We start from the raw sequence: 26,900 nt of genomic DNA on the forward strand, positions 1-26,900 counted from the left end.
CTTTCCTATTCAAATAATTCGATAAAAATTGCAGCAATCGTTGGATCAAATTGCGTGCCAGCATTGGCTTTGATTTCCGCAATCGCTTTTTCATGTGACACTGATTTTCGATACACACGGTTATTGGTCATGGCATCATACGTATCTGCGATAGCTAAAATACGGCAAATTAATGGAATATCTGTTCCTTTTAAACCATGAGGATACCCTTTGCCATCCCAACGTTCATGGTGTGACAAAATTAGATTTGCTAAAGGTGCTAATTCGGGTGTTGCTTGGGCAATTCGATAGCCAATTTCAGTATGACGCTGCATTTCTTTCCATTCTTCAAGCGTTAATTTACCTGGCTTATTGAGAATGCGCGGGTCAATTCCGACTTTTCCAATGTCATGTAATAAACAGACAAGTGCTAAATCATCCAATAACCTTGGATGTAAATCCATTTTCATACCGACTGCCTTGCAATAACGTAATAAGCGTTGTGAATGCTCTTCGGTTTCAGTACTATTTTCAAACAATGTCACTAATAGTGTATTAATAATCGAATTGCGATAACTTTTACCATCTAATAATTTCTTATGATACATATGTTCTTCTGCTCTACTCATCGTTTCAACAAGTGTCGTCTTTGTACTATCCATTGTAGAAAAACCTAATGAAATGCTTGCAGTTACACCACCAATATTTGCTAATTTCACAGGTGTCTCACGAATCGCCTGCACAATCTGCTCCGCTTCTTTGGAGGATGTTTTTGGCATAATTACAACAAATTCGTCACCCCCCCAACGAGATACAATATGTTCAGAGGAACAATTTTTTTCAAATACACGGGCAACTTCTTTTAATAGCTCATCACCTGCTTTATGACCAAAAACATCGTTTGTTAATTTTAAGCCATTCACATCTCCCATCACTACTGTAATCGGAAAATTAGCTGGTTGGCTATAACAATTAAAATGTTCTTCTAAATAATGTCGATTATATAAGCACGTTAATGGATCATGATAACTTAAAAACTCAATTTGTTGATGGTGTTTTGTTTCCTCATGAATATCTCGAAAAACGATGACAATTCCTTGTGCTTGGTCCCTCGCATCTTTTAATAGGTTGGTGCTTAACGCAACAGATAACCAACATGAATCTTTTGTTAAAAGAGTGGCCGTTTTTTCCAAATGGCACATATCATATCCACCATCGATACAACAACCACTTGGTAAGTCGATTTTTTCTTTGGTTTTATTATCATAGATGGTAAAAACTTCTGAAAATGAACGACCAATTATCTCCTGTTTTGACCAACCTGTAATTTTTTCTGCTGCCACATTTACTGTCCGTACATTTCCTGTCATATCTGTGGTGACAACTCCGTCACCAATTGATTGTAAGGTAATACGCATCAGTTCTTCTTCATGGACCAATTTATTTTTCAATATTTCACGGTCTGTCACATCAAATGCAATACAATAGCTGAATTCTTCGCCACCATAACTAATAAAACTTGAGTAAACATCTAGTAAGCGTATCTCACCATTTTTCTTACGGTGGGGTAGCGCTGAGAATAACACATTATCTTTATTCTTTTGCTTATGGGCAAGTTGGACTTTCTGCACATTAATCTCTTGTAAATTTAATTGTAGAAATTCTTCTTTTGTATATCCATAAAAATGACACGCAGCTGTATTTGCTTCTAAAATTTGACCAGTATCAGAATCAAAAATTAATTTAATTGCTGAATGTTGATCAAACATTGCTTGGAGACGCTGGGACAACCGTTCATTTTCTTCTTTAAATTTTAGATTTTGCGACACATCTTTACTGTAAGATAAAATATAAGGAATCCCAAATGAGCTGAATATAGGGGTTAGTTCTGTTTGAAAAGCTTGATTATGTGCAACTGCTTCATAAAAAACCGGTTTAGAGGTAGTTAACGCAAGATTCAAGTTCGTTTCAATCATTGTTAATGTAGCTCCATCATATATTTCAGATAACATCTGCCCCTCTTGTACGCGTTTTCCAATTAGTTTTTGATGTAACGCGTTACTTATTATATAGCGAAATTGACCATTTTTAAATTCTAGTAAGGACAAAATATAGTTTTCACTATGAAATAGCGGCTCCACAATGCGAAAAATTTCATCTCTGGATTGTTTTTCTTTTTCATCAGCCATTTGCTCATTAGGGACTCGTAAAAAGATAACTGCTCGGTTTTCTAATGGCATGACACTTACCGTTAAAAATTGATTCTTCTTAGCCATCCAATATGTACGTTCTTGTGTTTTCTTGAATCGGAGAGCATAGCTGCATAAAGTCAACCAGTTTCGATAATCATTAGGTACTTGCTTAAATACATCCGAGGCACGTTTTCCCGTTAATTGACTCATTGGGCATCCAACAAAAAAAGAAAACATCTCATCTGCTTCTTCAAATAAAAAATCCGTAATTTCTCCATTTGAATCCATGAATAATTCCACATAACAAGAACCAATTAAATTTCCTCTCGCCAATTATGCCACTCTCCATTCTTTCGTATCTTTTTTATTTTAGCAATTGGTTATTGGAAAAGCAATGACTGTGGTTTGCTTTTTGAAGGAAATAAATTTTCACACTAAATCGCAGGTTCCTACTGCATGACTAAATTATTATGAAAAGCATTCACCTTTGGTATCATTTACTATTTACAAGCAAAACAAAAACGACAAACCCTTGATACACAAAGGTTTGTCGTTAGTAATTACATCATGCCGCCCATCATTGATGGATCCATAGCAGGAGCTGGTGCAGCTGGTTCTGGTTTGTCAGCAACCACTGCTTCAGTTGTTAATAGTAATGCAGAAACAGATGCTGCATTTTGTAATGCGGAACGAGTTACTTTAGTTGGGTCAACGATTCCGGCTTCAACCATGTTTACCCATTCGCCGTTGGCAGCATTGAAACCAACGCCTAAATCAACGTTTTTCAAGCGATCAACAATAACTGATCCTTCGTAACCAGCATTTTCAGCGATTTGACGAACGGGTTCTTCTAATGCACGTAGCACAATGCGGATACCTGTCGCAACATCGCCTTCTTCTTCTAAGGCAGCTACTTTGTTAATTACGTTAACTAACGCAACACCACCACCAGAAACCATACCTTCTTCTACGGCTGCACGAGTCGCATTTAGGGCATCTTCAATGCGTAGTTTCAATTCTTTTAATTCTGTTTCAGTTGCAGCCCCAACTTTGATGACTGCCACACCGCCAGCTAATTTCGCTAGACGTTCTTGTAATTTTTCACGGTCAAAATCAGATGTTGTTTCACCGATTTGGTTTTTAATAGCATGAACACGTGCTTCAATTGCTTCTTTCGTGCCAGCACCTTCAACGATTGTTGTATTGTCTTTATCAACAACCACTTTGCTTGCTTGACCTAATGTTTCAATTGTAGCATCTTTCAATTCTAAACCTAAATCTTCCGTAATTACAGTACCACCAGTTAAGATAGCAATGTCTTCTAACATCGCTTTACGACGGTCTCCGAAGCCTGGTGCTTTAACAGCCACTACATTGAATGTTCCACGAATTTTGTTTAACACTAATGTTTGTAAAGCTTCACCATCAACATCATCCGCAATCACTAATAATGGTTTAGATTGTTGTAAAATTTGTTCTAGTAAAGGTAAGATATCTTGAATGTTTGAGATTTTTTTATCTGTAATTAAGACATATGGATTTTCAAGTTCTGCTTCCATTTTATCTGTATTTGATACCATGTATTGTGATAAATAGCCACGGTCAAATTGCATACCTTCTACAACGTCTAATTCTGTTTCGATACCTTTAGACTCTTCAATGGTAATAACGCCATCGTTGCCCACTTTTTCCATTGCATCTGCAATGTATTGACCAACTTGTTCGCTACCTGAAGAAACTGCGGCAACTTGTGCAATGGCTTCTTTTGAATCAACGATTGTTGAGATATTGTGTAATTCTTCAACCGCTGCTTTTGTTGCTAATTCAATCCCACGACGAATGCCTAATGGGTTCGCACCAGCAGTAACGTTTTTCAATCCTTCACGCACAATTGCTTGTGTTAAGACTGTCGCTGTTGTTGTACCGTCTCCGGCAATATCATTTGTTTTAGAAGCAACTTCAGATACTAATTTTGCTCCCATGTTTTCAAAATGATCATCTAATTCGATTTCTTTTGCGATTGTTACCCCATCATTGGTAATTAGTGGTGAACCGTAAGATTTTTCTAAAACCACGTTACGACCTTTAGGGCCTAAAGTTACTTTTACTGTATCTGCTAATTTATCTACACCGCGCAACATTGCTGCACGAGCATCTTCTGCGAATTTAATTTCTTTTGCCATGATTTTTTCACCTCAAAGAATTTTTTTATTTTTGTTTATTATGATTATTCTACAATTGCGACGATATCTTTTGCTGAAAAAATTAGATATTCTTTACCGTCGTATTTCACTTCTGAACCAGCATATTTTTCAAATAATACAGTATCGCCTACGCTAACTGGTACAGCTGCTAGTTCACCATTATCTAAGACGCGACCTTCACCTACAGCGATAACCGTTCCTGTTTGCGGTTTTTCTTTTGCTGCGGATGCCAAAACAAGTCCTCCGACAGTTTTTTCTTCTTCTTGTGCGACTTCGATCAACACACGATCACCTAATGGTTTTAACACGATAAATCCCTCCAATTAATTTTTCCTATTTTTTCGTTAGCACTCTCATTAGTAGAGTGCTAACTCACAAAATTAATATTACCATTTTCATGAGAGAATGCAAGTCTTTTGAATCATTTTTTTAATAAAAGTCAAAATTGGTAAAACTTCTCCTCTTTCTTGTAACCTATTCAGTATTTCAACTATTTGTTATAATAGAAGAAATCAGGAAAGGAGAACGATATGTCTGTAAAAAAATATAGCGTACTAACCATCGGTCTATACGTACTTATCTTCTTATCACCACTGCTCTTTGCTACTTTTCACGCACAAGCATGGGGTGTCATTATTTCTTATTTACTTGGTGCGATTCTTATGATTGCCATGTATTTAAAACAAACCAGTTTTCTTTCTTTTGAGAAAAAACAACCAAATTGGCTCTTAGTCATCTTATTAGGAGTCTTGGGTATCTTTGGATCCATTATTCTCCAAAATATTGTCATTCAAATTGAAGTCTTATTTGGACAAAATCCAGTCTCCCAAAATACAGAAGGCATTGTACAAAATGTGTTGGCTCAGCCACTCTTTTTCATTGCTGTAATGATTGGTGCACCCATTATGGAGGAATTCGTTTTTCGACGTGCGATTACAGGATTACTAGAGCATTATATGAATGTTTGGTTGGCAATTGCGATTAGTTCGTTTTTATTTGCACTGATTCATTTCGATGGTCATTTACTGTTGTACTTCTCACTGGGATTCTTTTTCAGCATTCTTTATAAAACAACTGGAAAAATTTGGACCTCGATTCTTACTCATGCTGGAATGAATGCACTTGTTCTAATTGCGCAATTAGTATTAACCACCTCCTAAACATAGTAAAAAGAAGCAGCACGTTCTCAAACGAAGTGCTGCTTCTTTTTTTATAGTATTTCCCCGTTGCTCTTAATGACTTGTTGGTACCAATCAAATGAATCTTTTTTGCTTCGCTTCAATGAACCTTTGCCTTCGTTATCTTTATCAACATGAATAAAACCATAACGTTTTTCCATTTCTCCGGTTCCAAAACTAACAATATCGATAATTCCCCACGGTGTGTAACCAATTAAATCAACGCCATCGACTTCAATTGCCGTAAGCATTTCTTTAATATGGGCGCGTAAATAAGCAATTCGATAAGGATCATGAATTTTGCCATCGGCTTCGACTTGATCATATGCGCCAAAACCATTTTCCACAATAAACAATGGTAAATTATAGCGTTGGTAAATTACATTCAAAATGTATCTTAATCCAACTGCATCAATTGGCCAACCCCAATCACTAGACTCAATATAAGGATTTTGTACGACTTTCGCATGTGGGTATTCTGGTACATCTGCTTGCCCGGTCACGTCAGCTAATGTACTGACTGCCCCAGACATATAATAACTAAAACCAATATAGTCAACAGTGCCCTCTTTCAACGCTTGCAATTCTTCTGGCGTATACTCAATCGTGTAGCCTTTTGCTTCCCATTCTTTTAATGCATACGTTGGGATTTCACCACGAGCATGCACATCGCTATAAAAGAAACGACGATTCATGACTTTGACCGAAGCCATCATATCATTCGGATGACAAGAATAAGGATAGACGGGTACATAGGCCATCATACAACCAATTTGGAAATCCGGATTGATTTGGCGCCCTAATTTGACAACTTTGGCACTGGCAATTAATTCATTTAAGCCCGCTTGATAAATCACTTCTTCCCCGTTTTCCTCTTCTGACACAATAATTCCTGAATTTGTCCACGTATGAACAGCATGCTGTCCATCCGCTTGGTTATTAATTTCATTGAAGGTCATCCAGTATTTGACTTTGTCCTTATACCGATTCATCACCACTTCGGCATAATGAACAAAAAAGTCAATCACTTTCTTGTTGCGAAAACCACCATATTCTTTGGCTAAATGATAAGGCATTTCAAAATGCGACAAGGTAATCACAGGTTCAATCCCCGCATTCAATAATTCATCAAAGAGATCATCATAAAACTGCAAACCCGCTTCATTAGGATCTGTCTCATCGCCATTTGGGAAAATACGTGTCCAAGCGATTGACGTACGGAAGGCTTTCAATCCCATTTCCTTAAATAATTGAATATCTTCATGGTAATGATGATAAAAATCAATTGCTTCGTGGTTCGGATAGTTTTCATTTGGTAAGACGCCATCCGTAATTTTTCGTTCAACCCCATGGCGACCTGCTGTCATCACATCTGCAATACTGATACCTTTGCCAGCTTCTTGCCAACCACCTTCAATTTGATGGGCGGCAACAGCGCCGCCCCACAAAAAATCATTTCTCAACATTTGTCAACCTCTCCTCTTATGCCGTAACTTCTTCACCTGATTCTTGAGCTGTATTGATTTGATCCATTTTTCTCACGAATGGTAAGTAAATAAAGAATCCGACAGTTAGTACAACAAATTGTAATAAGGCCGCTTGCCAACCGCTAATTAAAAATCCAGAAACTACTGGTGGCATTGTCCACGGTACTTGAACAGCTGTAAATAATGGAACTAAACCTGTATACAATGCAAAGTACGTAATAATACTAGACACAACCGGTGTTAAAATAAATGGTACTGCCATAATTGGGTTCATTACAATTGGTGTTGCAAAAACAATTGGTTCGTTGATTCCAAACATCGCTGGTGCTAAAGATAAGCGTCCTAATTGTTTGTATTGTGCAGATTTTGCAAAGAATGCCATAAACATTACTAACCCGATAGTCATCCCTGCACCAGTCACATTAATAAATTGATCATAGAATTGCTGTGTCACAATATGTCCACCATTTGCCAAAGTTAATTCTTTACCAGCATTGACAATATCAGTATTCGCTAAAGAGTTTGCTTGTAAAATTGGTCCCATAATTCCACCAACAATTGTTGAACCATGAACCCCAAAGAACCATAAGAATGGTGTTAAGAAACCTAATAACAACGCACCACCTAATGAATCAGTTACTCCTTGCATTGGACTTTGAATCATTTCATATATCAATTCGACAACCGTTGTATTCATGAACGCATCAAATAATGCATACACAATCATCGCAAATGTAATAATTGCTGAAGCTGGAATCAATGCAGTAAATGAGTTTGCTACGTTAGATGGTACTTGTTCTGGTAACTTAATACGAATATCTCGTTTTAAGAACCATGAATAAGCCCAACCGACAAATAAACCAACTAAAATCGCACTAATCATCCCTTGACCACTTGTCCAAGTTTTATCAATAACGTTGCTAATAGTTACATTGGTTTCTGCATCTGTCACTGAAGAGCGCATCGTTAGTAAATAAACGACCAAACCAATCATACCTGCAGGTAAACCTTCAAATCCTTCATTTTTCACATAAGAATAAGCAATACCGACAACTGCAAAAATTGCCATAATCGCAAATGAAGCACCATACGCTTGGTCAAAATACACTCCTAGCCCTGAATCTGTTACCCAATTAGAGACGGCTTTAATCGGAAAATTTGATAATAGCAAGAAAATAGAGCCGACAATTGTAAAAGGCATTGTGTAAAGCATCCCGTTACGTAACGCAGTGATTGCTTTTGTGTTTACAAATTTTAATACAGGAGGTAATACTTTGTTATTCATAAATTCATTCATTTTCAAAACTCCTTTGTTGGTTTATTTTTCAATACGACGATACACATCAATAATTTCTTTGGCTAAATCTGTAAATGCAATTGATGTCATTAAATGATCTTGTGAATGCACCGTTAACAATGTAACTGTCATGTGATCACCTTGTGCTTCTTTTGTTAAAAGATTTGTTTGCGAATGATGCGCTTCCACTAATGACGCTTCTGCATCTTTAATTTTTTGATCGGCTAATTCAAAATCACCTGATTTCGCAGCAGCGATCGCTTCCATTGCATCACTTTTGGCATTTCCTCCGTACATAATTAAGCCCATAATCGCTTCTAAATTTTTTTCATCCATTGTTTTTCTCTCCTTTTCGAATCCGTTTACATATTGACTATAACTATTTCCCCCAATTTATAAAAGCCTTTTCAAAACATAAGAAACATGTTTCAAGAAAAAAAACAAAAAAATAGTAAACTTACGCAAAATCTGCGAAGTTTACCATTATTATTCTTTCTGATAGGAATAGCACTTATTTTAGTTGATTCCTCTCGTGATGTGCTTGATGCGCTAAAATTTCTATTAAGGCAATCACTGGAACCTGAGTGGTTAAATTAATGCTATGCTCTTTATTATCTGTGATTTCAGGCATATAGTAAGATAGATTATAATCAGCTAAACGTGCAATCGTTGAATGCTCATTATTGGTAATACTTAAAATTTTTGCACCATAACGTTTAAATTCATTTAATTGGGTCAACGTCTCCTTCGTTTCACCTGATACTGACAAAACAATCACTAAGTTACCATCTTGCCCACTTGGTGCTACCGGTGTAAACACATCGGTTATACTATAACAATTCATTCCTAGATTGATAAAATAACGACTACCATACATCCCCAAAATGCCACTCGTTCCAATACCAATAAACGTAATTTGTTTTGCTGCTATAATCATTTGTATTGCTGTGGCTAATGTTTGCCGATAATCGTCTTGATTCATACGCTTTAAAAAATTATCTACTGGAATCGCTGCATCATAAAAATAATCTATCATTGATATTTTTTTCGCCTGTAACTCTTGTTTCATCGCATATTTTAATTCAGAAAAACCTGCATATCCTAATTTGCCACTGGTTCGGACAATTGTTGATGTGGATACATGGCAAGCCCTTGATAATTCACGTATTGTCATTGTTGCAGCTTTATCCATATGTTTTACAAGATAATCATATACAATCATTTCTAAATCATTTAATGCGGCTATTTTTGCACTATCAAACATTCTCGTATCCTCCTCAATAAAAAAGAAGAGCACATGCCCTTCTTTTAAATCGCAAATAATGCTGATGCTTTATCTGGGTCAGTATCGTAAACATGTACGGTTTCACCAACACCTAAATCATGTTCCCGCAACACATTTTCCATCGTCATATGAGCCAATTCTTTCAAATTGTTTTCACGACTTAAATGGCCTAAATAAATTCGTTTGGTGTTATCTGTTAAAATATCTGTCATAACTAAAGCGCCATCTTCATTTGATAAATGCCCACGATCACCTAAAATACGCTGTTTTAAGTTCCATGGGTAAGCTCCCATCCGCAACATTTCTAAGTCATGATTACTTTCCATCAAGTAAGCATCTGCACCTCGAATGGTTCCACGTAGATAATCGCTGCAATAACCTGTATCAGTTAACATGACAAACGATTTACCATCTTTATAGAAACGGTAGAATTGAGGTGCTGCTGCATCATGTGATACACCAAAACTTTCAATATCCATATCACCAAAGGTTAAAATTTTGCCCATTTCAAAAATATGTTGTTGCTCAACAGCAACATTTCCAATCAACGGCGACATAGCTTGCCATGTTTTTTCATTAGCATAAACATCCAATTTGTACTTACGTGCAAGAACGCCCACACCATGAATATGGTCACGATGCTCATGTGTCACCAAAATAGCGTCCAATTCATCTGGACTACGACCGACTTCACTTAACAATGAAGTGATTTTTTTTCCGCTTAAACCAGCATCTACCAAGATTTTTTTCTTCTCTGTCTCAATAAACAAAGAATTACCTGAACTACCACTGGCTAAAATACTGATGTTAAATGCGCTTTGTTTCTCCATTGTTTGTGACTTCCTCTCCTAAATTCAACTTGCATTCATTATACCTGTAATTTCATGTATTTTCTACCGTTTGGACTGGAGTATTTGTCACAATTCGATTGGTTAACGCATTGACTCGTTCAATTTGGACTGTTTCATCTGGTCCTTCAATTGCGACAAACCAAGCAGGAACGTACACATTTTTCCCGCGTACACGCAAATTTAATGTATATGCTAGACGTTGCCATTTAATCGTTGAATTGCTGGGAATTTTATTATTAATGTACAGGGTATTAATCGCATCTTCTTCCGAATACAAGTTGCTTGCTTCACGCAAAGGCATCAAATTTGATATATGTGTTTGTGTATACTGCACCACTTCTAATAATTCAGCTTGACGTTCTAATGAAAGAACTAAACGACTAGAGGAATCATCAATCGGAATCCCCTCATAGCTCTGTGCTGCTCGAATTTCAGGATAGTCATCGTCGAGTTTTGACCATTCTGGAACATACATATATTCTTTTCCAAATAATAATTTATTCTCTTGCATAAAGAATGTTTGCAAAACAGCCTCTACCTTATGATCATCACTAATATAAACTTGATCGTCAACACTATGAGTCAAGGTCGTCTCATCTACCATGGTTTGCTGATTTAATAGATTAGGATTATTTAGTCGTTTGCGTTCTTGTTCTAGTGCGGTTTGCATATTCGTTGGCTCACCACTTAAATAATATCCCTCAACATGTTCCTTAGAAAAGTTCCCCTCCGTCTTAATATTATCTGATGCTAGCCGTTGCTCAATTGGAATTTTCTGATTGGAACGATAAACCACATCCTGTTCAGAACGTGCTTCTCGATAAATGGAAAAGAGAAAGATATTAACACCCAGAAAAGCTAAGAAGAAAATCCATTCGATTCGTTTAAAATCCATTCGACGATCCCTCGCTTTCTTGTAGTCTACTGAATAAGTCAGAAGATAGATACCATTTATTTTCATATTGCACATACCAATTTGGTTCTAAGTCCACAACACCTGTATCTTGTAAATTTTTCCAGCTATATCCAACTAAAATACGTTGTAATTTATCCGCATCTGCCCCCATTAAATACAACTGCTCAATCACATCATGACTAGGTGGTAATTCCACTTCTTTTTCTGACGGAATAGGCACTTGAATGGTACTAAGATTCGCCCGAATTTCAATATTTTGGAGATGTTCCTGTCCATTGTCCGAAAATTGAGCGGTCATCCGACCTTCCCCTTGATTCCCAAACACAGGAAAACCTTCCACAAAAATCCGATAATCAATCATACGATTTACCTGATCAAATAAACGTAATGAGCCGTAGTTGGTTCCTAAGCCACGAATATATTCATAACTAGCTGGATAAACGTTAAAGTGGTCATCCGTTTTTAAAATCCCTCGAAAATCAACTTGTTGTTGGTTTTGCTGAATAATCATTGATTCTGAACCATCATACAAATGTAGATTGGCACTTCCATCATTACTACGAACATTTTTAGGATCCGTAAAGAAGGAATCCCGAAAAACCGTATATGGACGCATAGAGGAAATATAACTGTACAAAGGTAATTTGATTGATTCTGTCGTATAGTACTGATAACTACTCAACATCTCATCACGTGCTACTGGTACCCATGAACGATTATTTTCAACAATTTCTTGGATTGCTGACAAGCTAGTTGTTATCGGTGCTTCTAAAATCGTTCGCTTGCTCCAGTTCAAGAATCGGATTTTATTTTCTCGATAATTCAATTGAATACGGAAAAAATTAGTATCTTGGATAGATTCACTTATTGGGATATCCAACTGAAAAGTATCCAAATAGACGGTCAAAGGAACATTCGCAACATATGTCATCTCAATTCCTTCTTCAAGTCGATTCTTTTCATTGAAGGCTTCTTCATTAGGAAATGTTTCTAATTTTGCTTCACCGTATTTCGCTTTCCCTAACTCCAACTGGATTTTCTTCACTAAATTTTCGGTATTGCTTTCACGTATTTCTTCGCCATTAATTGCGGTCAAACGCAAAGGTAAAAAAATATCCGAAGCAGCTTTCGAAGCCTTTTCTTTTTGCAACTCCGCACTAGTTATTTCTTTGACATCACCAGGGTCACGATTGGCTGGACTCAACCAAATGAGATAGGTTAAGTAAAAACTTAGCGCAATCATTGCAATCAAGCCGATTCGAACAAATCTTTCGATAAATTTCATTCCCACCAATCCTCCTCATATGGTTCATAAGGTAAACTGATAAAGAACGTAGAGCCTACATTTTCACGACTTTCAGCCCAAATAGTTCCCCCATGTGCTTTTAGTACCTCACGCGAAATTGCTAGACCTAAGCCGGTTCCACCTTGTTCACGTGCACGTGCTTTATCCACGCGATAAAAACGGTCAAAAATTTTCGTTAAATCTTTTTTGGGAATCCCCAAACCTTGGTCTGTTACGCTTAATACGATATTATTATGTGTTTCCACTAATCGCACGGTAATACTCCCTCCGTCTGGTGAATACTTAATTGCATTATTCATAATATTATCAATTACTTGAATCATCCGATCCGTATCTACTTCCAACCAAAGATCTCGTTTCGTAAATTCACGACGAATCTTATAATTCTTTTCATGATTGTTAACCATCATATCGAAACGGTCTAAGACGAAATTGACTAAGTCTTTAAAGTTAATAAATTCGAGCTGCAACTCTGAATTTCCACTGTCCATTCGTGATAAATTGAGTAAATCATTAATCATCCGAATCATTCGATCGGTCTCATCTAGGGTTACTTTTAAGAAATTAGGCGCAATTTCTGGATCTTGCCAAGCTCCTTCATTCAACGCTTCAATATAGCTACGCATACTTGTCAAAGGTGTACGTAGTTCATGTGAAACATTCGATACAAATTCACGACGCTCTTGTTCGGTTTTTTCTTGTTCAGTGACATCATGTAAAACAGCAACTAAACCAGAAATAAAGCCCGATTCCCGACGAATCATCGAAAAATCAACACGTAAAATCATTGCATCCAAATTTTTATCGTTGGATGGTCGTTCTAATAATATTTCGTCCGGATTTTCTAATAATCGACGTAAAGTATAATCTTCTTCCATCTCAAACAACATTAAAATTGATTGCCCAATTGCTTCTTCTTGTTTCACATTCAACAAAGACAAAGCCATTTCATTAATCGTAATGACTTTCCCTCGGCGATCAGTTGCAACAACCCCATCAGTCATATGTGCCAAGACACTATTTAATCGATTACGCTCTGATTCCATGGCTTCTTGGGTTTCTTCGATACGTTCTGCCAGTTGATTAAAGGTTTCTGCCAATTGTCCTAATTCATCTTTTCCTTTAACTAACACTTTTCGACTATAATCTCCTTTGGCAATTCGTAAGGCTTGTTCACGCATTTCACCAATCGGTTGGGTAATCGAACGTGCAATCAAGACGGCCACAACCATCGAAATAATTGCCGCAAATGCCGATGCGGTCACAAATATATAAGCAATATTTGTAATTTCACGGTATTTTTGTTCTAAATTACTTTTGACATAGAGAACACCAACCACCGTATCGCCGGTTGACTGAATAACTTGTACATTGATTTGAACACGGTCACCGGTTGTATCATCAACAGCTACCATATTCCGATTAGAAAAGTCTTCAATGTTTGAATCTTCATTCTTTTTCCCTATAGAACTCTTATCAGCTACATTCGTTGTTGCTCGTATAATACTTTTTTGGTCAACAACTTTCATTTCAATAATATCTGGTGAATCACTGTTTTCTAGTACACGTTGAATCTCACTATCAATTTGTTCGTCACTCGTACCTTCTCGATTGACTAAATAATTGCCCAAAGTACTAGCTAAGGTTTCAGCTTGGGTATTCATCCCAGTTTTAAAACTTTCAAGTGTCGAACGTTCCAATCCGCGAATAAAATACGCCCCGATAATCTCGATTGAAATTAATAAAATCAAGATAAATGTCAGGGCGATTTTAAAGTTCACTGATTGAAAAAAGCGAACTTTATTTTTCATACATGCTTACTCCTGTTCCGGATTGCGTAAATAATAACCTACACCACGACGAGTGACTAAATAATTCGGGTGACTCGGATTGTCTTCAATTTTTTCACGTAAGCGGCGAACCGTTACGTCTACTGTGCGAACATCACCAAAATAATCATAACCCCAAACCGTTTGCAATAAATGTTCACGTGTCATTACTTGTCCAATATGTTTAGCCAAATAATGCAATAACTCAAACTCACGATGTGTTAATTCAATCGCTGCTCCACGTTTTGTGACCATGTAGGCTTCAGGATGAATGGTTAAATCACCAATCGATAATTCAGAGTTAACCGGTTCTTCCGCTTCTTTGGCTGAAGTAGCGCCACGACGAAGATTAGCCTTCACACGTGCCACAAGTTCACGGTTTGAAAATGGTTTTGTTACATAATCATCCGCACCTAATTCCAATCCTAACACTTTATCGATTTCGGAATCTTTTGCTGTAACCATAATGATTGGCATATCATAAGTTTTACGTACTTCACGTGCTACTTCTAAGCCATCCATTTTTGGCAACATTAAATCTAATAAAATTAAATCGGGTTCTACTTCTTGTACTTTTTCTAATGCTTCTTCTCCATCATAGGCAGTGAAGACCTCATAACCTTCTTTAGTGAGATTAAATTTCACAATATCTGAAATCGGTTTTTCATCATCCACGACTAAAATTTTCTTCATAAAAAAGTCACCTCATTCTTATTTTCTTACATTCTCACGATTTAAGTGTCATATCTATTATACATGATTTTACCTTTCGTTTCATTAAAACACATTTTTAGTCAGGTTTTCGCAAGGAATTTATGAAAAAAACAGCTCCAAGTCACTGCTTGCAGCTGTCTCTCTCTATTTGTCTAGCAATTGGACACCAATCCCTAACAAACCTGGTCCAGTATGCACGACTAAAGCTGGCGAAATCGGACCAAATAAAATTTCTTTCGCCTGTGGAAATTTTTCTTCTAACAATTGTTTGACCCATAAAGCTTCTTCCATCGCATCCCCTTGTGCCACAGCTAAACGAAAATGGCGATGCATACCAATCACTTCTTGTACGAGTTGGATCATTTTTTCAAGACTTTTCTTACGTCCACGCGTTTTAGCAACGGTATGGTAAATGCCTTCTTCATTGCATGAAATCGTCGGATTCAATTTTAAGGCCGTGCCAACAATAGAAGCAACTAAACCAATACGTCCACCTTTTTGCAAGTATTCTAATGTTGCCACATTAAAGAACACTTTGGACTCTTGCACTTTTTGTTCTAAGGTTTTGATGATATCAGCCCACGGACGTCCTTCGTCAATCAATTCAGCGGCATAAATTGCTTGTAAACCTGCACCAATCCCAATGCTTTTTGTGTCTAATACATATACTTGCAAAGCTTTTTGTTCTTCCCCCATCAAGCGTAACATATTATAAGTACCACTTAAGCCACTGGAAATCGTTACGACGACTGCTTGCCGGTACCCTTGCGCTTGAATTTCATCAAAAATTCGTTGAATCCCCTCGCCATCAGGTAGTGATGTAGAAGGAATCTCTGTCGCTAAGCGCTCATAAACTTCTTCGGGTGTAATATCAACCTTATCCGTATAGGTTTGACTTTTATAAATGATTTTTAAAGGAATCATAAATATCCCGTACTTTTCCATCAAGTCTTGTGGAACATCGGTTCCTGAATCAACTAATAACGCAATCTTATTTTTCATTGGCTTCTCCTTGTAAATAGCTTTTCTCTTTTTCAATGACTTTTTCTGCAAGTAATTTATTTGCAAAAGCTGCAGTTGCAGCTTTCACTGCTAAATATTCAGTTGGAATAGATTCTTCTGCTGAGACTGATTTACCTGTGGCATACAGACAAACATGTTGAATTGCTTTTTCTTGTTCCTCACAAAAAAGATTGTACGCTTGCCGAATGCCAATAACGTGCCCTTGAAATAAAATTCCTTCTTTAATTTCAGAAATTGTAAGTACTTGTTTTAATAATGTAATTGCCACTAAAAAAGCGACATGTCGTTTCGTATAGCGCTTTTTCACTGGTGGTGGAATCAATCCTTTTTTAACATAATTATTAACCATCGAAGCAGTCAATAATGGATGCTTCTCTGATTGAATAATTGGAGAGGCATATTTATCAATTAAGGTAATCACTTGATCCATATACAAATCTAATTCGGGTAGTTCATCCCAACGAGGCAGATGAAAATCAACTAACGATTCTGTCCACTCTAAAATTTCACTGTGTAGTTCATCCAATTAGCAACACCTCTTCTTAATTATAACTTTTTTTATTTTCCGTAATCATTATACCTAGTTTTAAAGACTAGGTAAAGAGTAAAAAGGATGCCTGTCGACGGGGATCGACAGGCAAGGAGTAAAAAATGAAAAAGTGTTAGGGTTGTCTTTTAAAAAGACATTTTGTTGGTATGTGTAAATAATAACCAACAAATGTGAAAAAAATATGAATGATTTTTTGTTTCTCTGTAAACTTTTTCTTAATGAATCCTTCTGAAACACTTGCCAAACCGATTCGTTCCACGTACCATAACATTCATACCATGTAAGTAAAGGAGAACGCGAATGATTCAATTAAAACCTTGCACACTCGATGATGTACAACAGCTACAAAGTATTAGTATCGAAACCTACACGGATACTTTCGGACCCTTTAATCCACCACATATTATGAAAGCTTATCTTGATGATGCCTATCCTTTAGCCAAATTACGGAGGGAACTAGCAACCACAGGAACAACATTCTATTTTTTATATGACGAAGATGAATTAGCTGGTTATCTCAAAGTCAATACGGGGCAAACACAAACCGAAGATATTGCAGAAAATACATTAGAAATTGAACGCTTATACATCCGCACAGCTTACAAACGACGGGGGCATGGCCGTTTTTTAATTGACTATGCTTGTCAACTAGCTATTCAAAATGGACAGTCTTCTGTTTGGCTAGGTGTATGGGAACACAATGAACCTGCAAAAGCCTTCTACCAACAAATGGGCTTTGTGCGCCAAGGACAGCATTCCTTCTTTATGGGTGACGATGAACAAACGGATTATATTATGATCAAACAATTAATCTAAAAAACATCCGAATGACTGATGTCATTCGGATGTTTCTTTAGGCATTTAGAGCCTGCTCTAAATCAGCTATCAAATCTTCCACGTGCTCAATCCCCACAGAAATGCGTAATAAATCTGGCGTCAATCCATAAGATTCACGTAATGCTTGAGGAATATCTGCATGTGTTTGTGTCGTTGGATAAGTAATCAAACTCTCAACACCACCTAAACTCTCTGCAAAACTAAATACTTCTAAGGCTTGTAAGAACGAACCAATTTTATTCTCATCGACTACTTTGATACTAATCATTGACCCCGCACCAACATAAAAGACTTCTTTAATTGCCGGATGTTTTTCTAAGGTTTTCGCAATTTCTTGAGCATTCTTTTCTTGCTGGTTAAAACGTAGTTCCAATGTTTTTAAACTGCGTGTAAATAACCAGCTATCAAATGCACTTAATGTTGGTCCAGTTGTGTTAGCTAACCAAGCAAGTTTGTCACCTAGGGTTGCATCTTTGGCGACAACCACACCCGCTAAAATATCATTATGTCCGGCTAAATATTTTGTTCCTGAATGCACCACGATGTCGGCACCTTCTTCTAATGGGCGTTGACGTAACGGTGTTAAAAAGGTATTGTCCACAATTAATAGTGCTTCATGTTTCGTTGATAACTTTGCCACTTCGCGAATAGACACTTCATTCATCAAAGGATTGGTTGGTGTTTCTAAAAATATGCCAGCGACATCTGACGTTATCTTTTCTGTTAAATCCGCTAAATCAGTAAAATAGTCAAACGTTGCAATCCCTTTTTCTGCCAACTCATCAAAAAATCGGAAACTACCACCATATAAATCACGCGACACCAAAAATTTTGCACCTACTGAAAAATAATTGAATACTAATTGAATGGCGCTCATGCCCGAACTCGTTACAATTGCGCGTGCACCACCTTCTAATTTTGCCAATCCTTCTTCTAGGACATCACGTGTCGGATTTTTTGTGCGTATATAGTCATATCCTGTACTTTCCCCTAAACCCGGATGGGCATAAGTTGTTGACAGATAAATTGGTGCACTAATCGACCCATTTTGTGTATCTTTACGATTTCCTAATTGAACCAATTCCGTTGATAAATGTTTGCTCATATTATTCTCCCCTTTTTAATAAAATAAAAAACGCCTCTTTGCCTAAAGCTATTCTTTAGACAAAGAGACGAAATATTCGTGTTACCACTCTTATTTATACTATTCTCACAAATAGTACCTCGACAGTTCCTACTGAAACCCGGTGAGTTAACGGTCACCACCGCATAAATAGCGTGAACTATTTACAAACTCAGAGTTCATCTTCACTTCTATCATCAGTCCCCTTTCCCACCAAACCGGGTTCTCTTACCTGATTCCTTAAGCTACTCTTCTCGTCAACGTTTTCATGTATTATTTGCATTAAGTATAGCGTTGATTATGAGAAAAAGTCAATATTCTTTTTATTTTTTTCTAATATATTAGAATAGCTCATCAAAGTTCTGACGATTTCATACAATAATTCCAATCAATTAACTCAAATGATTGACCGTCAACTGTTTCAAACGTTGTAATACTTGTATTATCAAGCAAGCCATCTTCACGAATTTGTGCAATCTCTTTTTGGCGCAACGTTTGTAATAACGTCGTCAATGTGACACCATGTCCGACAATTAAATAATGCCCTTCCTCGTAAGGCAACGATTGTATAAATTGCTGGCCGCGGGCAATAACTGCTGAATAAGACTCTCCACCAAATTCTGACGGATTATATTTCTCAGGATGGTGGCGCAAATTTTCGAGTTGTGGATGATTCGCAAATTGATCAATCGAGACCCCATCCCAGTCACCAAAATCAATTTCTTTTAGTAAAGGCTCTTGTTGAATACTTGGTATTGGATGTTGATTTTCACTTAAAATAAGTTCTGCTGTTTCTAACGCTCGAATTTGTGGACTTGCATACGCTGCGGTAAATGGAATCTCTTGTAAATATTCCCCAACTTTTCTTGCTTGTTCTCTACCCGCTGGTAATAATTCTGGATTGGCTTTTGCTCCATTAAAAGCATGCTTCGTATTATTAACGGTTAATCCATGTCTTACAAAATATAGTTTTGTCATACTTTCCTCTCCTTACAATTCTTTTTAAGTATAACGAAAAATGAAGATAAAAAAAAGCATCCTTGGATTACTACTCTCGTTAAGTAGCTAATCCAAGGAGCCTTTTTAGAAAAGAGAATTCCTGTTTTTCTCTTTATGCTTAATTAAACCAACCTTCAAAGAATGACTTGATAGTTTGCCATAAATTTGCAAAAAAACCTTTTGTTTCTTCACTGTTTAATTTTTCTTTGGCATTATCGATGAAATCTTTGCCATTTTGCATTAAATCATCTTTTAAAGTCGTCAATTGTTCAGTGATTTGTTCATTATTAATAACCGGTGCTTGCGAGAAATTATACATCGTATTAGAAATCGAATCAATTTGTGAATCAGTCAAAACATCTCCCAAGCCTTGTCCATTCATTTGTTCAACCACGACTTCTTTTACTTTTTCACGACCTTGTGCTTCATTTAATTTTGCGAGTTCGTCTTTAATTTTTTGCAATTCTAATTTAATTTCAGCTAAGGCAACTGCTAAATTATCATCTGAAAAGTTTTCATTGTCTTGGTTTTCGGTTGTAATTTCAGAAACAACAGCACTTTCTTCTTGGGCAACTTCCCGATTTTCTGCACGTTCTTGGGCTTCTGCATCGTTTGCTGCAGGTTCAACTTCATCATAAATTTTGTAAATTCCTGCTAGTGCGCCACTACCATCCATCACGCGCACAGAGGCAATTCGAATATCCGCATCGTATACCCCACTTGTAATCGCCGCATTTCGATAGTTTGCTTCCGTTCGTGAAGTAATTGTTTCAGGTGTTTCAATCGACACATTTACACCTGAGCCTTCTTTGGTACGCATCATATACGCACTTGAGTAGGCTTTAGAATCCGAAGTGAACGAATCAATATCAGTCACATATTTAACTAAATCATCCCCATTTACAGTAAATGTATTGTAGGCTTTATCTGTCACTTTTAATTTTGCTAACGTGTCTTGTTGTTCTTGTTCAGTCAATCCGTTACCTAATGCAACATTCGGTACGTCCCAACCTTCATCTTTTGTTTTCGCTTGTGTATCTGCTGCGACATTAGTTGCTAATGCAAAAGGTAACACTGTCGCACCAACGAGCACGCTTGTAAGTAATTTTTTATACATCATATATTTGCTCCTCAATTCTATTCTATGCTCATTATTGTAGCGTGAAGTCTTTTTTATGCAAAGAAAAGCTCGTTTTTCTTGTTAAAACTTAAGAAAAAATTGATGAACTTTATGAAAAACCAAGCTTTTTCCGCATAAAATCAAGCATCTTTATTCTATTCAGTATATCTTTTTGTTACAGTTATATAAAAGGAGGTTTTTTTATGGCTAAATACTTCGCAACTGAGCAACTCAATGAAAAAAATGAACGTACTGTTAAACTTTTGAAAACTGTGGGGACTTTTTCAGAAGTCATTCTATTTTTAGTTGGTATCGGTTTTTTGTTAGCAGGTCAAACAACTTCTGCCATTATTTTTATAGTCTTATCAATTGGTGGAATGATTGTTTTTTGGGTGGTTATACCAAGTAGTTTCAAAAAGACAATTGACCGATTGCAAGAATTAGACAGCTTAATAGAACTAACACCAGAACATTATCGTCACGCTGAATTCATTTTTTCTTGGGAAGGCACAAATATTATGCACGCTACCCTTCAAAGCGCGCCCGATGAACATTCCACTGTTCGAGCAGGGAACTACATTTATTTATTGAGTCGTCAAACTGCACCGGATGATTTTGCGCATTATTCAGATTTCACTTATAGTTATAGTGTTGCCCCTTATGCCATGTTACGTGTGAATCTTTCCTATCTTGCAGAACCAGAAGCTTTCTTAGAAGAATTAAAAACATATGCAACGGATTATCAATTGGACTTTTTTGAAACAGATAATAGTCGTCAAGCCGAAAAGTATATTCGCACGACATATAAATAATAAAACGAGCAAATCTTCTCGATTTGCTCGTTTTGTTTTATAAGTCTCGATAATCAATACGTTCAATCTGGGCTTCTTCAAGTTTTCGGGCAATCAACGGATTGGTTAACATTTCAACTTCTTTGGTACGCGGTACGAGTAATGAGGAGTGATTCAATAGAAAATCATCTAGGTAGCCTGGATGAAAAATAATCATCTCCACACCATCTTCATGGAAGTGTGCAAGTAGTTTATCAAACGTTTGATAGGGATCATAATCCTCATTCATACTTTCCATCGTTAAATAGACTTTCGTTTCATTTACCATAATCGAAGCATCTTCGTCCAAACTATTTGGATCTGTATCTTTTGGTAGACCCGAATAAGTTAAATTATGCGCATTCGCAAAGTGTTCTAATGCGCGAAAGAAATTTTCACTAGCAATCGCATGTCCTTCAAAATAATCTGGTTTTCTTCCAAACAACGCAAGAAATGCTTGGTACTGTGCTTCAATTTCCAACAAAGCTTCATTAAAATCAACAAAATCTTCGGTTGCTTTTCGGTATTCTTTCGAAGACTTAAAATAGCCATGCTCATCTACTAATGAGGGAATGAAGGCTGGATCACTCATCGGTCGTCCAACACAAATATTCGTATGTTGACCAAAGGCAATATTTTCTTGTCTCAACAAGCCGACACCATGCATGGTTGCCGGCATATTTACCATGACACCTACACTGCGAATTAAACCATGTTTTACTGATTTTTCAATTCCATAGTTAACTGCTTCTGAATAGCCTAAATCATCTGCTCGTAATAATATTTTTTTCATCGTATCCCTCTTTCATCTATCTAATGCTTCATTTGACGTGACTTCCAATACATGGAACAACTAACGACGACTATTACAGAAAGTATGACATCTACAAGTAGGAAATAGACACTATCATACATTCTATCAGGTAACACCATATCGCCTACATACATCATAAGAAAGAAAAATGCTACACCTATCCCAATACTGACCAATTGAACAAAAAAGTTTTTCCAAATCGATTGACTACTATTTCCACTTGATTGATAGGCTTCATCAATATCAGTGGGATTTGCTTGTCTTGTTAAATTCGCATTTTGTTTTGCATACTCACTATCTTTGATTGTTGAATCTTGATAATATTTTCGTTGTTTTTCTCGATCACTCATGATATTTCCTCCTTTTAGGAACAAGAGTCAAGGGACAAAACTAGTCAAAAAACACATCATGGAAACCAGTTGAGATGTATATGCCTCATACTCATATCAACAAAAAAGTAAGCGCCTTCTATTTAAAGAATAACAGTTCTTGTCAATTGTTTCAAATATCTCGAATTTATTTTTCCCCATTCAACAATTCCACATAGGAATCAAAATATTGTTCGATAAACTTGGTTGCTTGGTAAATAGCATCTTTCGTATACTTTGCATCTTTTGCGACAATCCATTTTTCTTCCACATCATCTCGACGAATAATTTTTGCTATGACCTGACCAGTAAATGTTGCGAGCGGCTCATTCCTATCAGTTAAAACATAAGCATCTTGTTCTTCTCCACACCAATCACACCTGCTACATAGCCATAATTAATCGGGTAACAATTACCATAATCATCCACATAACCAATCGGACGGTCAATTGTTACGGTTACTTGAAATGATTTCATAGGGACCTCCTTTTTCTGTAAACGATGATTTTTACGTGTTCCCTCCCCCCACATAAAAATCCAACGCATTCGCTAAAAACACAGGAAATTCTTTGCCGTATTGCGTAAGATATTGGCTAGCCTGTTCATTTGTCCGATAAACAACGGCAATTTCTGATAAACTATTTTCAGCCATCGAATCATGATACACATCATACAGTTCTTGAACAAAGTGCTGGATTTGTGTTTGGACTTGTGTATCTTGATAGCCTAAATGTTGTCGTTTGGCTAGCTTAGAAAAATGCGCATCAAAAGAAATGATTTTCTCATTGTTTTTCAAAAGTTGTAAATTCTCTGATTTTGTAAAATCCAAGGTCCAAATATTATCCATATGATAACTGAATGGATTATTCTCGAGAAAAGCTTGTTGAATAGCTGTATCTTCTAGTTCTTGGTGTCCTGTCGTTGTCGCAATAAGTTGTCTTACTTTCTGTAATTGTTCTTGCCGACGTTTTATTTGTTCTTCCAAGAATTTTTCTTGTCGTAAAAGCGACTCTTTCAAGCACGTTTCTTCTTTTACAGCTAATTGCTCCACAATACTTTCCAAAGCTAACCCCATTTGTTTCATCAACAAAATTTCATTCATTTTGATTAAATCTTTGGTGGTGTATAGTCGATGACCACTACTATTTCTTTTTGGGGTCAATAAGCCAATGTCGTCATAATATTGTAGCGTTCGCACGGTTACATTTGTTTGTTGGGAAAATTCCTTGATTTTAAACATTCTACTTGCTCCTCACGTTACGTGATACTCTATACTCAGTATATCATAAACACGAATGGAGTGTTTTTCATGAAAAACACAATTGATAAATATCTCATCCAACAGAAGCAATTGCGCTTATATATATTGGATGGTAAACAAATTTACACAAAAGTTCAGAAGACAGCTTTGCCAAAACGAGCAAAAAATTATCTGATGGATGCCTTGAATATTGCCGCCTTACTCAATACACTTACGACGACGAAACAACGAACAACCTTTACTTTTCTTTCTGCAAATAAGCAAAATAAATTATCTGTAGAAATATTCTCTGATCATCATATCACCGGAAACATGACATTTACCGACGACACAGATACGTTCGAAAATGGTCGTTTGCAATCCATTATTTCTATAGATAGTCAATTTGGGACATCACATACGTCTCATTCCTTGTTAGAATCAGATAATTTATACCGTGCGATTGAAATCTATTATCGACGTAGCGAACAATTAGCAACCTATTTTTTCCCAGTTAGTCAGGATAAAGTCTTATTGCTGCAACCTTTGCCTTTCGCTGATGCGCACAATATTACAGAGGCACTCACAAAAATTTCCTCCATTGCGCAATGTCCATCATTAGATATTGCGCAACAAGTACCTCAGTGTTTTCCTGACTATCAATGGTTAGAACAGATGACTGTTTCTTACCATTGCATGTGCTCAAAAGAACTATTTCTTAGTCTACTGTTTGCCTTAACCGAAGAAGATCATCAAAAACAAGAAACCCTTGAAGCCCAATGTCCGCTTTGTGGCAAAAAATATTTTTTTACTCCAACTGAAATTCAACATTATTTACAATAGAAAAAAACTGGACAATCGTTTAGGATTGTCCAGTTTTTTGATATATTAATTTGCAAATGCACTTAATCCTTCATAGGCGTCATTGTGAATGACATCTGATTTCAAATAATTGATAATCGATTCTGGGATTTCCACGCCTTCTTTGCGATTTTTTTCGTAGCGTTGGTTTGATCCTTGACCAGGATAGCGCACGCTTGAATAGCCTTTGGCAGGTTTTGTAGCATTTAATTCTTCCATTGTCTGTGTAATGTGCTCTTTAAACATATCCGCATTACCAAAACGTGCAGGATCTAAAATAATGTATAGCTGACCTAAATTACGACCAGCATGTAAATCATGATACATTGAGCTGACATGCTTACCAAATGGTAGATTCATTAAGACACCTGAAAAAACATCAACCATCATCATTAAACCGTAACCTTTTGGTCCAGCAATTGGCATTAAACCACGGACTTTATTTGGATCAGTTGTTGGCAAACCGTCTTCATCTACTGCCCAATCAGCTGGAATTTCTTTGCCTTTTGAACGGGCATCCAAAATTTTACCCCAAGCTTGTACAGTTGTTGCCATATCAAAAATTAATGGCGTTTCACTGCTACTTGGCGCACCAAAACCAATTGGATTGGTTCCATAGTAAGGTTCTGCTCCACCAAAAGGCACTGCCATTGGATCCGATTGTGTCATTGCCATGCCAACAAACCCAGCTTCTGCAATTTTACGTAGATAGTAAGACAATGTTCCGGTATGACCACATTTAGAGACACCAACCACAGCAACTCCTTTTTCTTTCGCCATTTCAATTGCCGGTTCTAACGCTAAGTTTGCAATATATTGCCCTTGTGCATTATCCCCATGAAAAACCGCTGAACAATCACCTGTACGTTCAAATTGAACTTCTGGCTCTAAGGTAATCCCACCTTTGTTAATCCGTTCAGAATAATATTCTACCCGTACCGCACCATGTGAGTGCACCCCGCACAAATCAGCATAAACCAAATGATTAGCTGTTTCGACCGCTTGTACTTCTGGTAACCCAGCAGCTTGTAGTTTATTCTGGATTAATGCATGTAATTCATCCGGCATCACTTTAATTAATTTTTCTGTTGTCATTCTATTTCCCCCTTTTCTTCAAACCATAACCTTTCTTTTGAGTATAACACATTGTTGTAAGGTTAATAAAGAAAGCGTTTAAATTTTCAAGTAAAGCATAGTAATAAAAAATATTTAACCTACTAAAATTTGTTGAGAATTGCTTTAATTTTCAACCAATCTGCTTCAATTTCAGGTACTAATTTTCGATTATAAAAGATAGCTGCAGGATGAAAAATTGGAATGACAGCATATGCTTTTTTCGTCCATTCATACCCGTCTTTTTGCTGATTTAGCTGTTGAATAGGCTGTTTAAATAGCTTGCCATGACAATCCGTGATACGAAAACTGTCTCCTAAAAGTCGTTGCAAACTGATATTGCCTAACGCTAAAATTAATTCAGGATTTACGTGCTGAATTTCCCAATCCAAAAGAGGCGCATGAGCCAATACTTCTTTTTTAGTGGGTGTTCGATTAGGTGTTTTGACTACTCGCTGACCTGTTTTTTTATCTATTACTTGCTTTAAATGATACGGACGACTACGGATCGTACTCGTAATATACAAATCTTTGCGAAACAAACCAATATCATTTAAATTTTTTTCTAACTCTCTACCAGAAAGACCACAAAAAGGAATTGCACGCTCAATTTCTGTTTTTCCAGGCGCTTCCCCAATAAGCATGATTTTACAAGGAACAGGACCCTGACCTTCTAAAAAACCTTCTAATTTAAAATTTTGCGAACGCATCGCCACTTCTTCTCTTAATTTTTTCGGATATTTCATTTTCTACGCCCCTTTTATGTCCAAATAGAATAAGTATC

28 protein-coding genes are annotated in these 26,900 nt (G+C 36.7%); 4 read left to right on the plus strand and 24 right to left on the minus strand.

Features of this window, described 5'->3' with window-relative positions:
* Nucleotides 1-5: 5 nt before the first annotated feature.
* The 3 genes from BAU17_RS10700 to groES all read right to left on the minus strand — a co-directional run bounded on the left by BAU17_RS10700 (nucleotide 6) and on the right by groES (nucleotide 4,683).
* The gene (locus BAU17_RS10700; RefSeq protein WP_231474747.1) at nucleotides 6-2,504 is read right to left on the minus strand and encodes an HD domain-containing phosphohydrolase; all 2,499 of its coding nucleotides are present in this window, start codon (nucleotides 2,502-2,504) and stop codon (nucleotides 6-8) included.
* A 227-nt stretch (nucleotides 2,505-2,731) separates the two neighbouring features.
* Complete coding sequence (groL, locus tag BAU17_RS10705) at nucleotides 2,732-4,354, minus strand: chaperonin GroEL (RefSeq protein ID WP_161902816.1); 1,623 nt, start codon at nucleotides 4,352-4,354, stop codon at nucleotides 2,732-2,734.
* Nucleotides 4,355-4,398: 44 nt separating this feature from the next.
* A complete protein-coding gene (groES, locus tag BAU17_RS10710) occupies nucleotides 4,399-4,683 on the minus strand; it encodes a co-chaperone GroES (protein ID WP_161902817.1) in 285 nt (94 codons plus the stop codon).
* Between the two features lie 222 nt (nucleotides 4,684-4,905).
* On the opposite strand from groES, the gene BAU17_RS10715 reads away from it, so the two are divergent.
* Nucleotides 4,906-5,535: a CPBP family intramembrane glutamic endopeptidase gene (locus tag BAU17_RS10715; RefSeq protein WP_161902818.1), complete on the plus strand. Its 630-nt coding sequence runs from the start codon at nucleotides 4,906-4,908 to the stop codon at nucleotides 5,533-5,535.
* A 50-nt stretch (nucleotides 5,536-5,585) separates the two neighbouring features.
* Here BAU17_RS10715 and BAU17_RS10720 read toward each other — a convergent pair whose 3' ends face one another.
* The 11 genes from BAU17_RS10720 to BAU17_RS10770 form a co-directional block, all read right to left on the minus strand.
* Entirely contained in the window at nucleotides 5,586-7,019 is a 1,434-nt protein-coding gene (locus BAU17_RS10720; RefSeq protein WP_161902819.1) for a 6-phospho-beta-glucosidase, read from the minus strand.
* Nucleotides 7,020-7,035: 16 nt separating this feature from the next.
* Complete coding sequence (locus tag BAU17_RS10725; protein ID WP_161902820.1) at nucleotides 7,036-8,337, minus strand: PTS sugar transporter subunit IIC; 1,302 nt, start codon at nucleotides 8,335-8,337, stop codon at nucleotides 7,036-7,038.
* A gap of 21 nt (nucleotides 8,338-8,358) precedes the next feature.
* The gene (locus BAU17_RS10730) at nucleotides 8,359-8,673 is read right to left on the minus strand and encodes a PTS lactose/cellobiose transporter subunit IIA (RefSeq protein ID WP_161902821.1); all 315 of its coding nucleotides are present in this window, start codon (nucleotides 8,671-8,673) and stop codon (nucleotides 8,359-8,361) included.
* A 175-nt stretch (nucleotides 8,674-8,848) separates the two neighbouring features.
* A complete protein-coding gene (locus BAU17_RS10735) occupies nucleotides 8,849-9,601 on the minus strand; it encodes a MurR/RpiR family transcriptional regulator (RefSeq protein ID WP_161902822.1) in 753 nt (250 codons plus the stop codon).
* 44 nt (nucleotides 9,602-9,645) lie between these two features.
* Nucleotides 9,646-10,452, minus strand: coding sequence for an MBL fold metallo-hydrolase (locus tag BAU17_RS10740; protein WP_161902823.1), 807 nt, complete (start codon nucleotides 10,450-10,452; stop codon nucleotides 9,646-9,648).
* A gap of 52 nt (nucleotides 10,453-10,504) precedes the next feature.
* Nucleotides 10,505-11,368, minus strand: coding sequence for a two-component system regulatory protein YycI (locus BAU17_RS10745; RefSeq protein ID WP_161902824.1), 864 nt, complete (start codon nucleotides 11,366-11,368; stop codon nucleotides 10,505-10,507).
* Nucleotides 11,358-12,674: a YycH family regulatory protein gene (locus tag BAU17_RS10750; protein ID WP_161902825.1), complete on the minus strand. Its 1,317-nt coding sequence runs from the start codon at nucleotides 12,672-12,674 to the stop codon at nucleotides 11,358-11,360. The genes BAU17_RS10745 and BAU17_RS10750 overlap by 11 nt, the downstream gene beginning before the upstream one ends.
* Nucleotides 12,671-14,506, minus strand: a complete 1,836-nt coding sequence (gene walK / locus BAU17_RS10755; RefSeq protein WP_161902826.1) for a cell wall metabolism sensor histidine kinase WalK — start codon at nucleotides 14,504-14,506, stop codon at nucleotides 12,671-12,673. The genes BAU17_RS10750 and walK overlap by 4 nt, the downstream gene beginning before the upstream one ends.
* A 6-nt stretch (nucleotides 14,507-14,512) precedes the next feature.
* Nucleotides 14,513-15,217: a response regulator YycF gene (gene yycF, locus BAU17_RS10760; protein WP_161902827.1), complete on the minus strand. Its 705-nt coding sequence runs from the start codon at nucleotides 15,215-15,217 to the stop codon at nucleotides 14,513-14,515.
* A 165-nt stretch (nucleotides 15,218-15,382) separates the two neighbouring features.
* Nucleotides 15,383-16,240, minus strand: a complete 858-nt coding sequence (locus BAU17_RS10765) for a DegV family protein (protein WP_161902828.1) — start codon at nucleotides 16,238-16,240, stop codon at nucleotides 15,383-15,385.
* Nucleotides 16,230-16,787 (minus strand): DUF1836 domain-containing protein, encoded by a 558-nt coding sequence (locus BAU17_RS10770; protein ID WP_161902829.1) that lies wholly within the window; start codon nucleotides 16,785-16,787, stop codon nucleotides 16,230-16,232. Before BAU17_RS10770 ends, BAU17_RS10765 begins: the two co-directional genes overlap by 11 nt.
* A gap of 324 nt (nucleotides 16,788-17,111) precedes the next feature.
* Between BAU17_RS10770 and BAU17_RS10775 the strand changes: the two genes are divergently transcribed.
* On the plus strand, nucleotides 17,112-17,627 hold the full coding sequence (locus tag BAU17_RS10775; protein ID WP_161902830.1) for a GNAT family N-acetyltransferase: 516 nt from the start codon (nucleotides 17,112-17,114) through the stop codon (nucleotides 17,625-17,627).
* 37 nt (nucleotides 17,628-17,664) lie between these two features.
* On the opposite strand, the gene BAU17_RS10780 is transcribed toward BAU17_RS10775, so the two are convergent.
* The 3 genes from BAU17_RS10780 to BAU17_RS10790 form a co-directional block, all read right to left on the minus strand.
* A complete protein-coding gene (locus BAU17_RS10780; RefSeq protein WP_161902831.1) occupies nucleotides 17,665-18,753 on the minus strand; it encodes an aminotransferase class I/II-fold pyridoxal phosphate-dependent enzyme in 1,089 nt (362 codons plus the stop codon).
* Between the two features lie 372 nt (nucleotides 18,754-19,125).
* Nucleotides 19,126-19,749, minus strand: a complete 624-nt coding sequence (locus BAU17_RS10785) for a histidine phosphatase family protein (RefSeq protein ID WP_161902832.1) — start codon at nucleotides 19,747-19,749, stop codon at nucleotides 19,126-19,128.
* 139 nt (nucleotides 19,750-19,888) lie between these two features.
* Complete coding sequence (locus BAU17_RS10790) at nucleotides 19,889-20,890, minus strand: DUF1002 domain-containing protein (protein WP_161902833.1); 1,002 nt, start codon at nucleotides 20,888-20,890, stop codon at nucleotides 19,889-19,891.
* Between the two features lie 203 nt (nucleotides 20,891-21,093).
* Between BAU17_RS10790 and BAU17_RS10795 the strand changes: the two genes are divergently transcribed.
* Complete coding sequence (locus BAU17_RS10795; protein ID WP_161902834.1) at nucleotides 21,094-21,702, plus strand: hypothetical protein; 609 nt, start codon at nucleotides 21,094-21,096, stop codon at nucleotides 21,700-21,702.
* A 37-nt stretch (nucleotides 21,703-21,739) separates the two neighbouring features.
* Here BAU17_RS10795 and BAU17_RS10800 read toward each other — a convergent pair whose 3' ends face one another.
* The 5 genes from BAU17_RS10800 to BAU17_RS10815 form a co-directional block, all read right to left on the minus strand.
* Entirely contained in the window at nucleotides 21,740-22,513 is a 774-nt protein-coding gene (locus BAU17_RS10800; protein WP_161902835.1) for a ChbG/HpnK family deacetylase, read from the minus strand.
* 20 nt (nucleotides 22,514-22,533) lie between these two features.
* Nucleotides 22,534-22,884, minus strand: a complete 351-nt coding sequence (locus BAU17_RS10805) for a hypothetical protein (RefSeq protein WP_161902836.1) — start codon at nucleotides 22,882-22,884, stop codon at nucleotides 22,534-22,536.
* Between the two features lie 166 nt (nucleotides 22,885-23,050).
* Nucleotides 23,051-23,173 (minus strand): hypothetical protein, encoded by a 123-nt coding sequence (locus BAU17_RS14330; RefSeq protein ID WP_325166818.1) that lies wholly within the window; start codon nucleotides 23,171-23,173, stop codon nucleotides 23,051-23,053.
* Nucleotides 23,174-23,241: 68 nt separating this feature from the next.
* Nucleotides 23,242-23,379 carry a hypothetical protein gene (locus tag BAU17_RS14335; RefSeq protein ID WP_420022109.1) on the minus strand — a complete coding sequence of 46 codons (138 nt, stop codon included), beginning with the start codon at nucleotides 23,377-23,379 and terminating at the stop codon, nucleotides 23,242-23,244.
* Nucleotides 23,380-23,410: 31 nt separating this feature from the next.
* A complete protein-coding gene (locus BAU17_RS10815; protein ID WP_161902837.1) occupies nucleotides 23,411-24,142 on the minus strand; it encodes a MerR family transcriptional regulator in 732 nt (243 codons plus the stop codon).
* A 69-nt stretch (nucleotides 24,143-24,211) separates the two neighbouring features.
* On the opposite strand from BAU17_RS10815, the gene BAU17_RS10820 reads away from it, so the two are divergent.
* On the plus strand, nucleotides 24,212-24,985 hold the full coding sequence (locus BAU17_RS10820) for an Hsp33 family molecular chaperone HslO (protein WP_161902838.1): 774 nt from the start codon (nucleotides 24,212-24,214) through the stop codon (nucleotides 24,983-24,985).
* 45 nt (nucleotides 24,986-25,030) lie between these two features.
* Here BAU17_RS10820 and allD read toward each other — a convergent pair whose 3' ends face one another.
* Both allD and BAU17_RS10830 read right to left on the minus strand, forming a co-directional pair.
* Nucleotides 25,031-26,098, minus strand: coding sequence for an ureidoglycolate dehydrogenase (gene allD / locus BAU17_RS10825; RefSeq protein WP_161902839.1), 1,068 nt, complete (start codon nucleotides 26,096-26,098; stop codon nucleotides 25,031-25,033).
* A 122-nt stretch (nucleotides 26,099-26,220) separates the two neighbouring features.
* Entirely contained in the window at nucleotides 26,221-26,862 is a 642-nt protein-coding gene (locus BAU17_RS10830; RefSeq protein ID WP_161902840.1) for a uracil-DNA glycosylase, read from the minus strand.
* Between the last annotated feature and the right edge of the window lie 38 nt (nucleotides 26,863-26,900).

This window comes from Candidatus Enterococcus willemsii, from assembly GCF_009933335.1.
Classification (GTDB): Bacteria; Bacillota; Bacilli; order Lactobacillales; family Enterococcaceae; genus Enterococcus_F; species Enterococcus_F willemsii.

Coding starts and splice junctions, on each gene's coding strand:
- groL (WP_161902816.1), bottom strand. CDS start 4,354: ATGGCAAAAGAAATTAAATTCGCAGAAGATGCTCGTGCAGCAATGTTG.
- BAU17_RS10715 (WP_161902818.1), top strand. CDS start 4,906: ATGTCTGTAAAAAAATATAGCGTACTAACCATCGGTCTATACGTACTT.
- BAU17_RS10720 (WP_161902819.1), bottom strand. CDS start 7,019: ATGTTGAGAAATGATTTTTTGTGGGGCGGCGCTGTTGCCGCCCATCAA.
- BAU17_RS10725 (WP_161902820.1), bottom strand. CDS start 8,337: ATGAATGAATTTATGAATAACAAAGTATTACCTCCTGTATTAAAATTT.
- BAU17_RS10730 (WP_161902821.1), bottom strand. CDS start 8,673: ATGGATGAAAAAAATTTAGAAGCGATTATGGGCTTAATTATGTACGGA.
- BAU17_RS10735 (WP_161902822.1), bottom strand. CDS start 9,601: ATGTTTGATAGTGCAAAAATAGCCGCATTAAATGATTTAGAAATGATT.
- BAU17_RS10740 (WP_161902823.1), bottom strand. CDS start 10,452: ATGGAGAAACAAAGCGCATTTAACATCAGTATTTTAGCCAGTGGTAGT.
- BAU17_RS10745 (WP_161902824.1), bottom strand. CDS start 11,368: ATGGATTTTAAACGAATCGAATGGATTTTCTTCTTAGCTTTTCTGGGT.
- BAU17_RS10750 (WP_161902825.1), bottom strand. CDS start 12,674: ATGAAATTTATCGAAAGATTTGTTCGAATCGGCTTGATTGCAATGATT.
- walK (WP_161902826.1), bottom strand. CDS start 14,506: ATGAAAAATAAAGTTCGCTTTTTTCAATCAGTGAACTTTAAAATCGCC.
- yycF (WP_161902827.1), bottom strand. CDS start 15,217: ATGAAGAAAATTTTAGTCGTGGATGATGAAAAACCGATTTCAGATATT.
- BAU17_RS10765 (WP_161902828.1), bottom strand. CDS start 16,240: ATGAAAAATAAGATTGCGTTATTAGTTGATTCAGGAACCGATGTTCCA.
- BAU17_RS10775 (WP_161902830.1), top strand. CDS start 17,112: ATGATTCAATTAAAACCTTGCACACTCGATGATGTACAACAGCTACAA.
- BAU17_RS10780 (WP_161902831.1), bottom strand. CDS start 18,753: ATGAGCAAACATTTATCAACGGAATTGGTTCAATTAGGAAATCGTAAA.
- BAU17_RS10785 (WP_161902832.1), bottom strand. CDS start 19,749: ATGACAAAACTATATTTTGTAAGACATGGATTAACCGTTAATAATACG.
- BAU17_RS10790 (WP_161902833.1), bottom strand. CDS start 20,890: ATGATGTATAAAAAATTACTTACAAGCGTGCTCGTTGGTGCGACAGTG.
- BAU17_RS10795 (WP_161902834.1), top strand. CDS start 21,094: ATGGCTAAATACTTCGCAACTGAGCAACTCAATGAAAAAAATGAACGT.
- BAU17_RS10800 (WP_161902835.1), bottom strand. CDS start 22,513: ATGAAAAAAATATTATTACGAGCAGATGATTTAGGCTATTCAGAAGCA.
- BAU17_RS10805 (WP_161902836.1), bottom strand. CDS start 22,884: ATGAGTGATCGAGAAAAACAACGAAAATATTATCAAGATTCAACAATC.
- BAU17_RS14335 (WP_420022109.1), bottom strand. CDS start 23,379: ATGAAATCATTTCAAGTAACCGTAACAATTGACCGTCCGATTGGTTAT.
- BAU17_RS10815 (WP_161902837.1), bottom strand. CDS start 24,142: ATGTTTAAAATCAAGGAATTTTCCCAACAAACAAATGTAACCGTGCGA.
- BAU17_RS10820 (WP_161902838.1), top strand. CDS start 24,212: ATGAAAAACACAATTGATAAATATCTCATCCAACAGAAGCAATTGCGC.
- allD (WP_161902839.1), bottom strand. CDS start 26,098: ATGACAACAGAAAAATTAATTAAAGTGATGCCGGATGAATTACATGCA.
- BAU17_RS10830 (WP_161902840.1), bottom strand. CDS start 26,862: ATGAAATATCCGAAAAAATTAAGAGAAGAAGTGGCGATGCGTTCGCAA.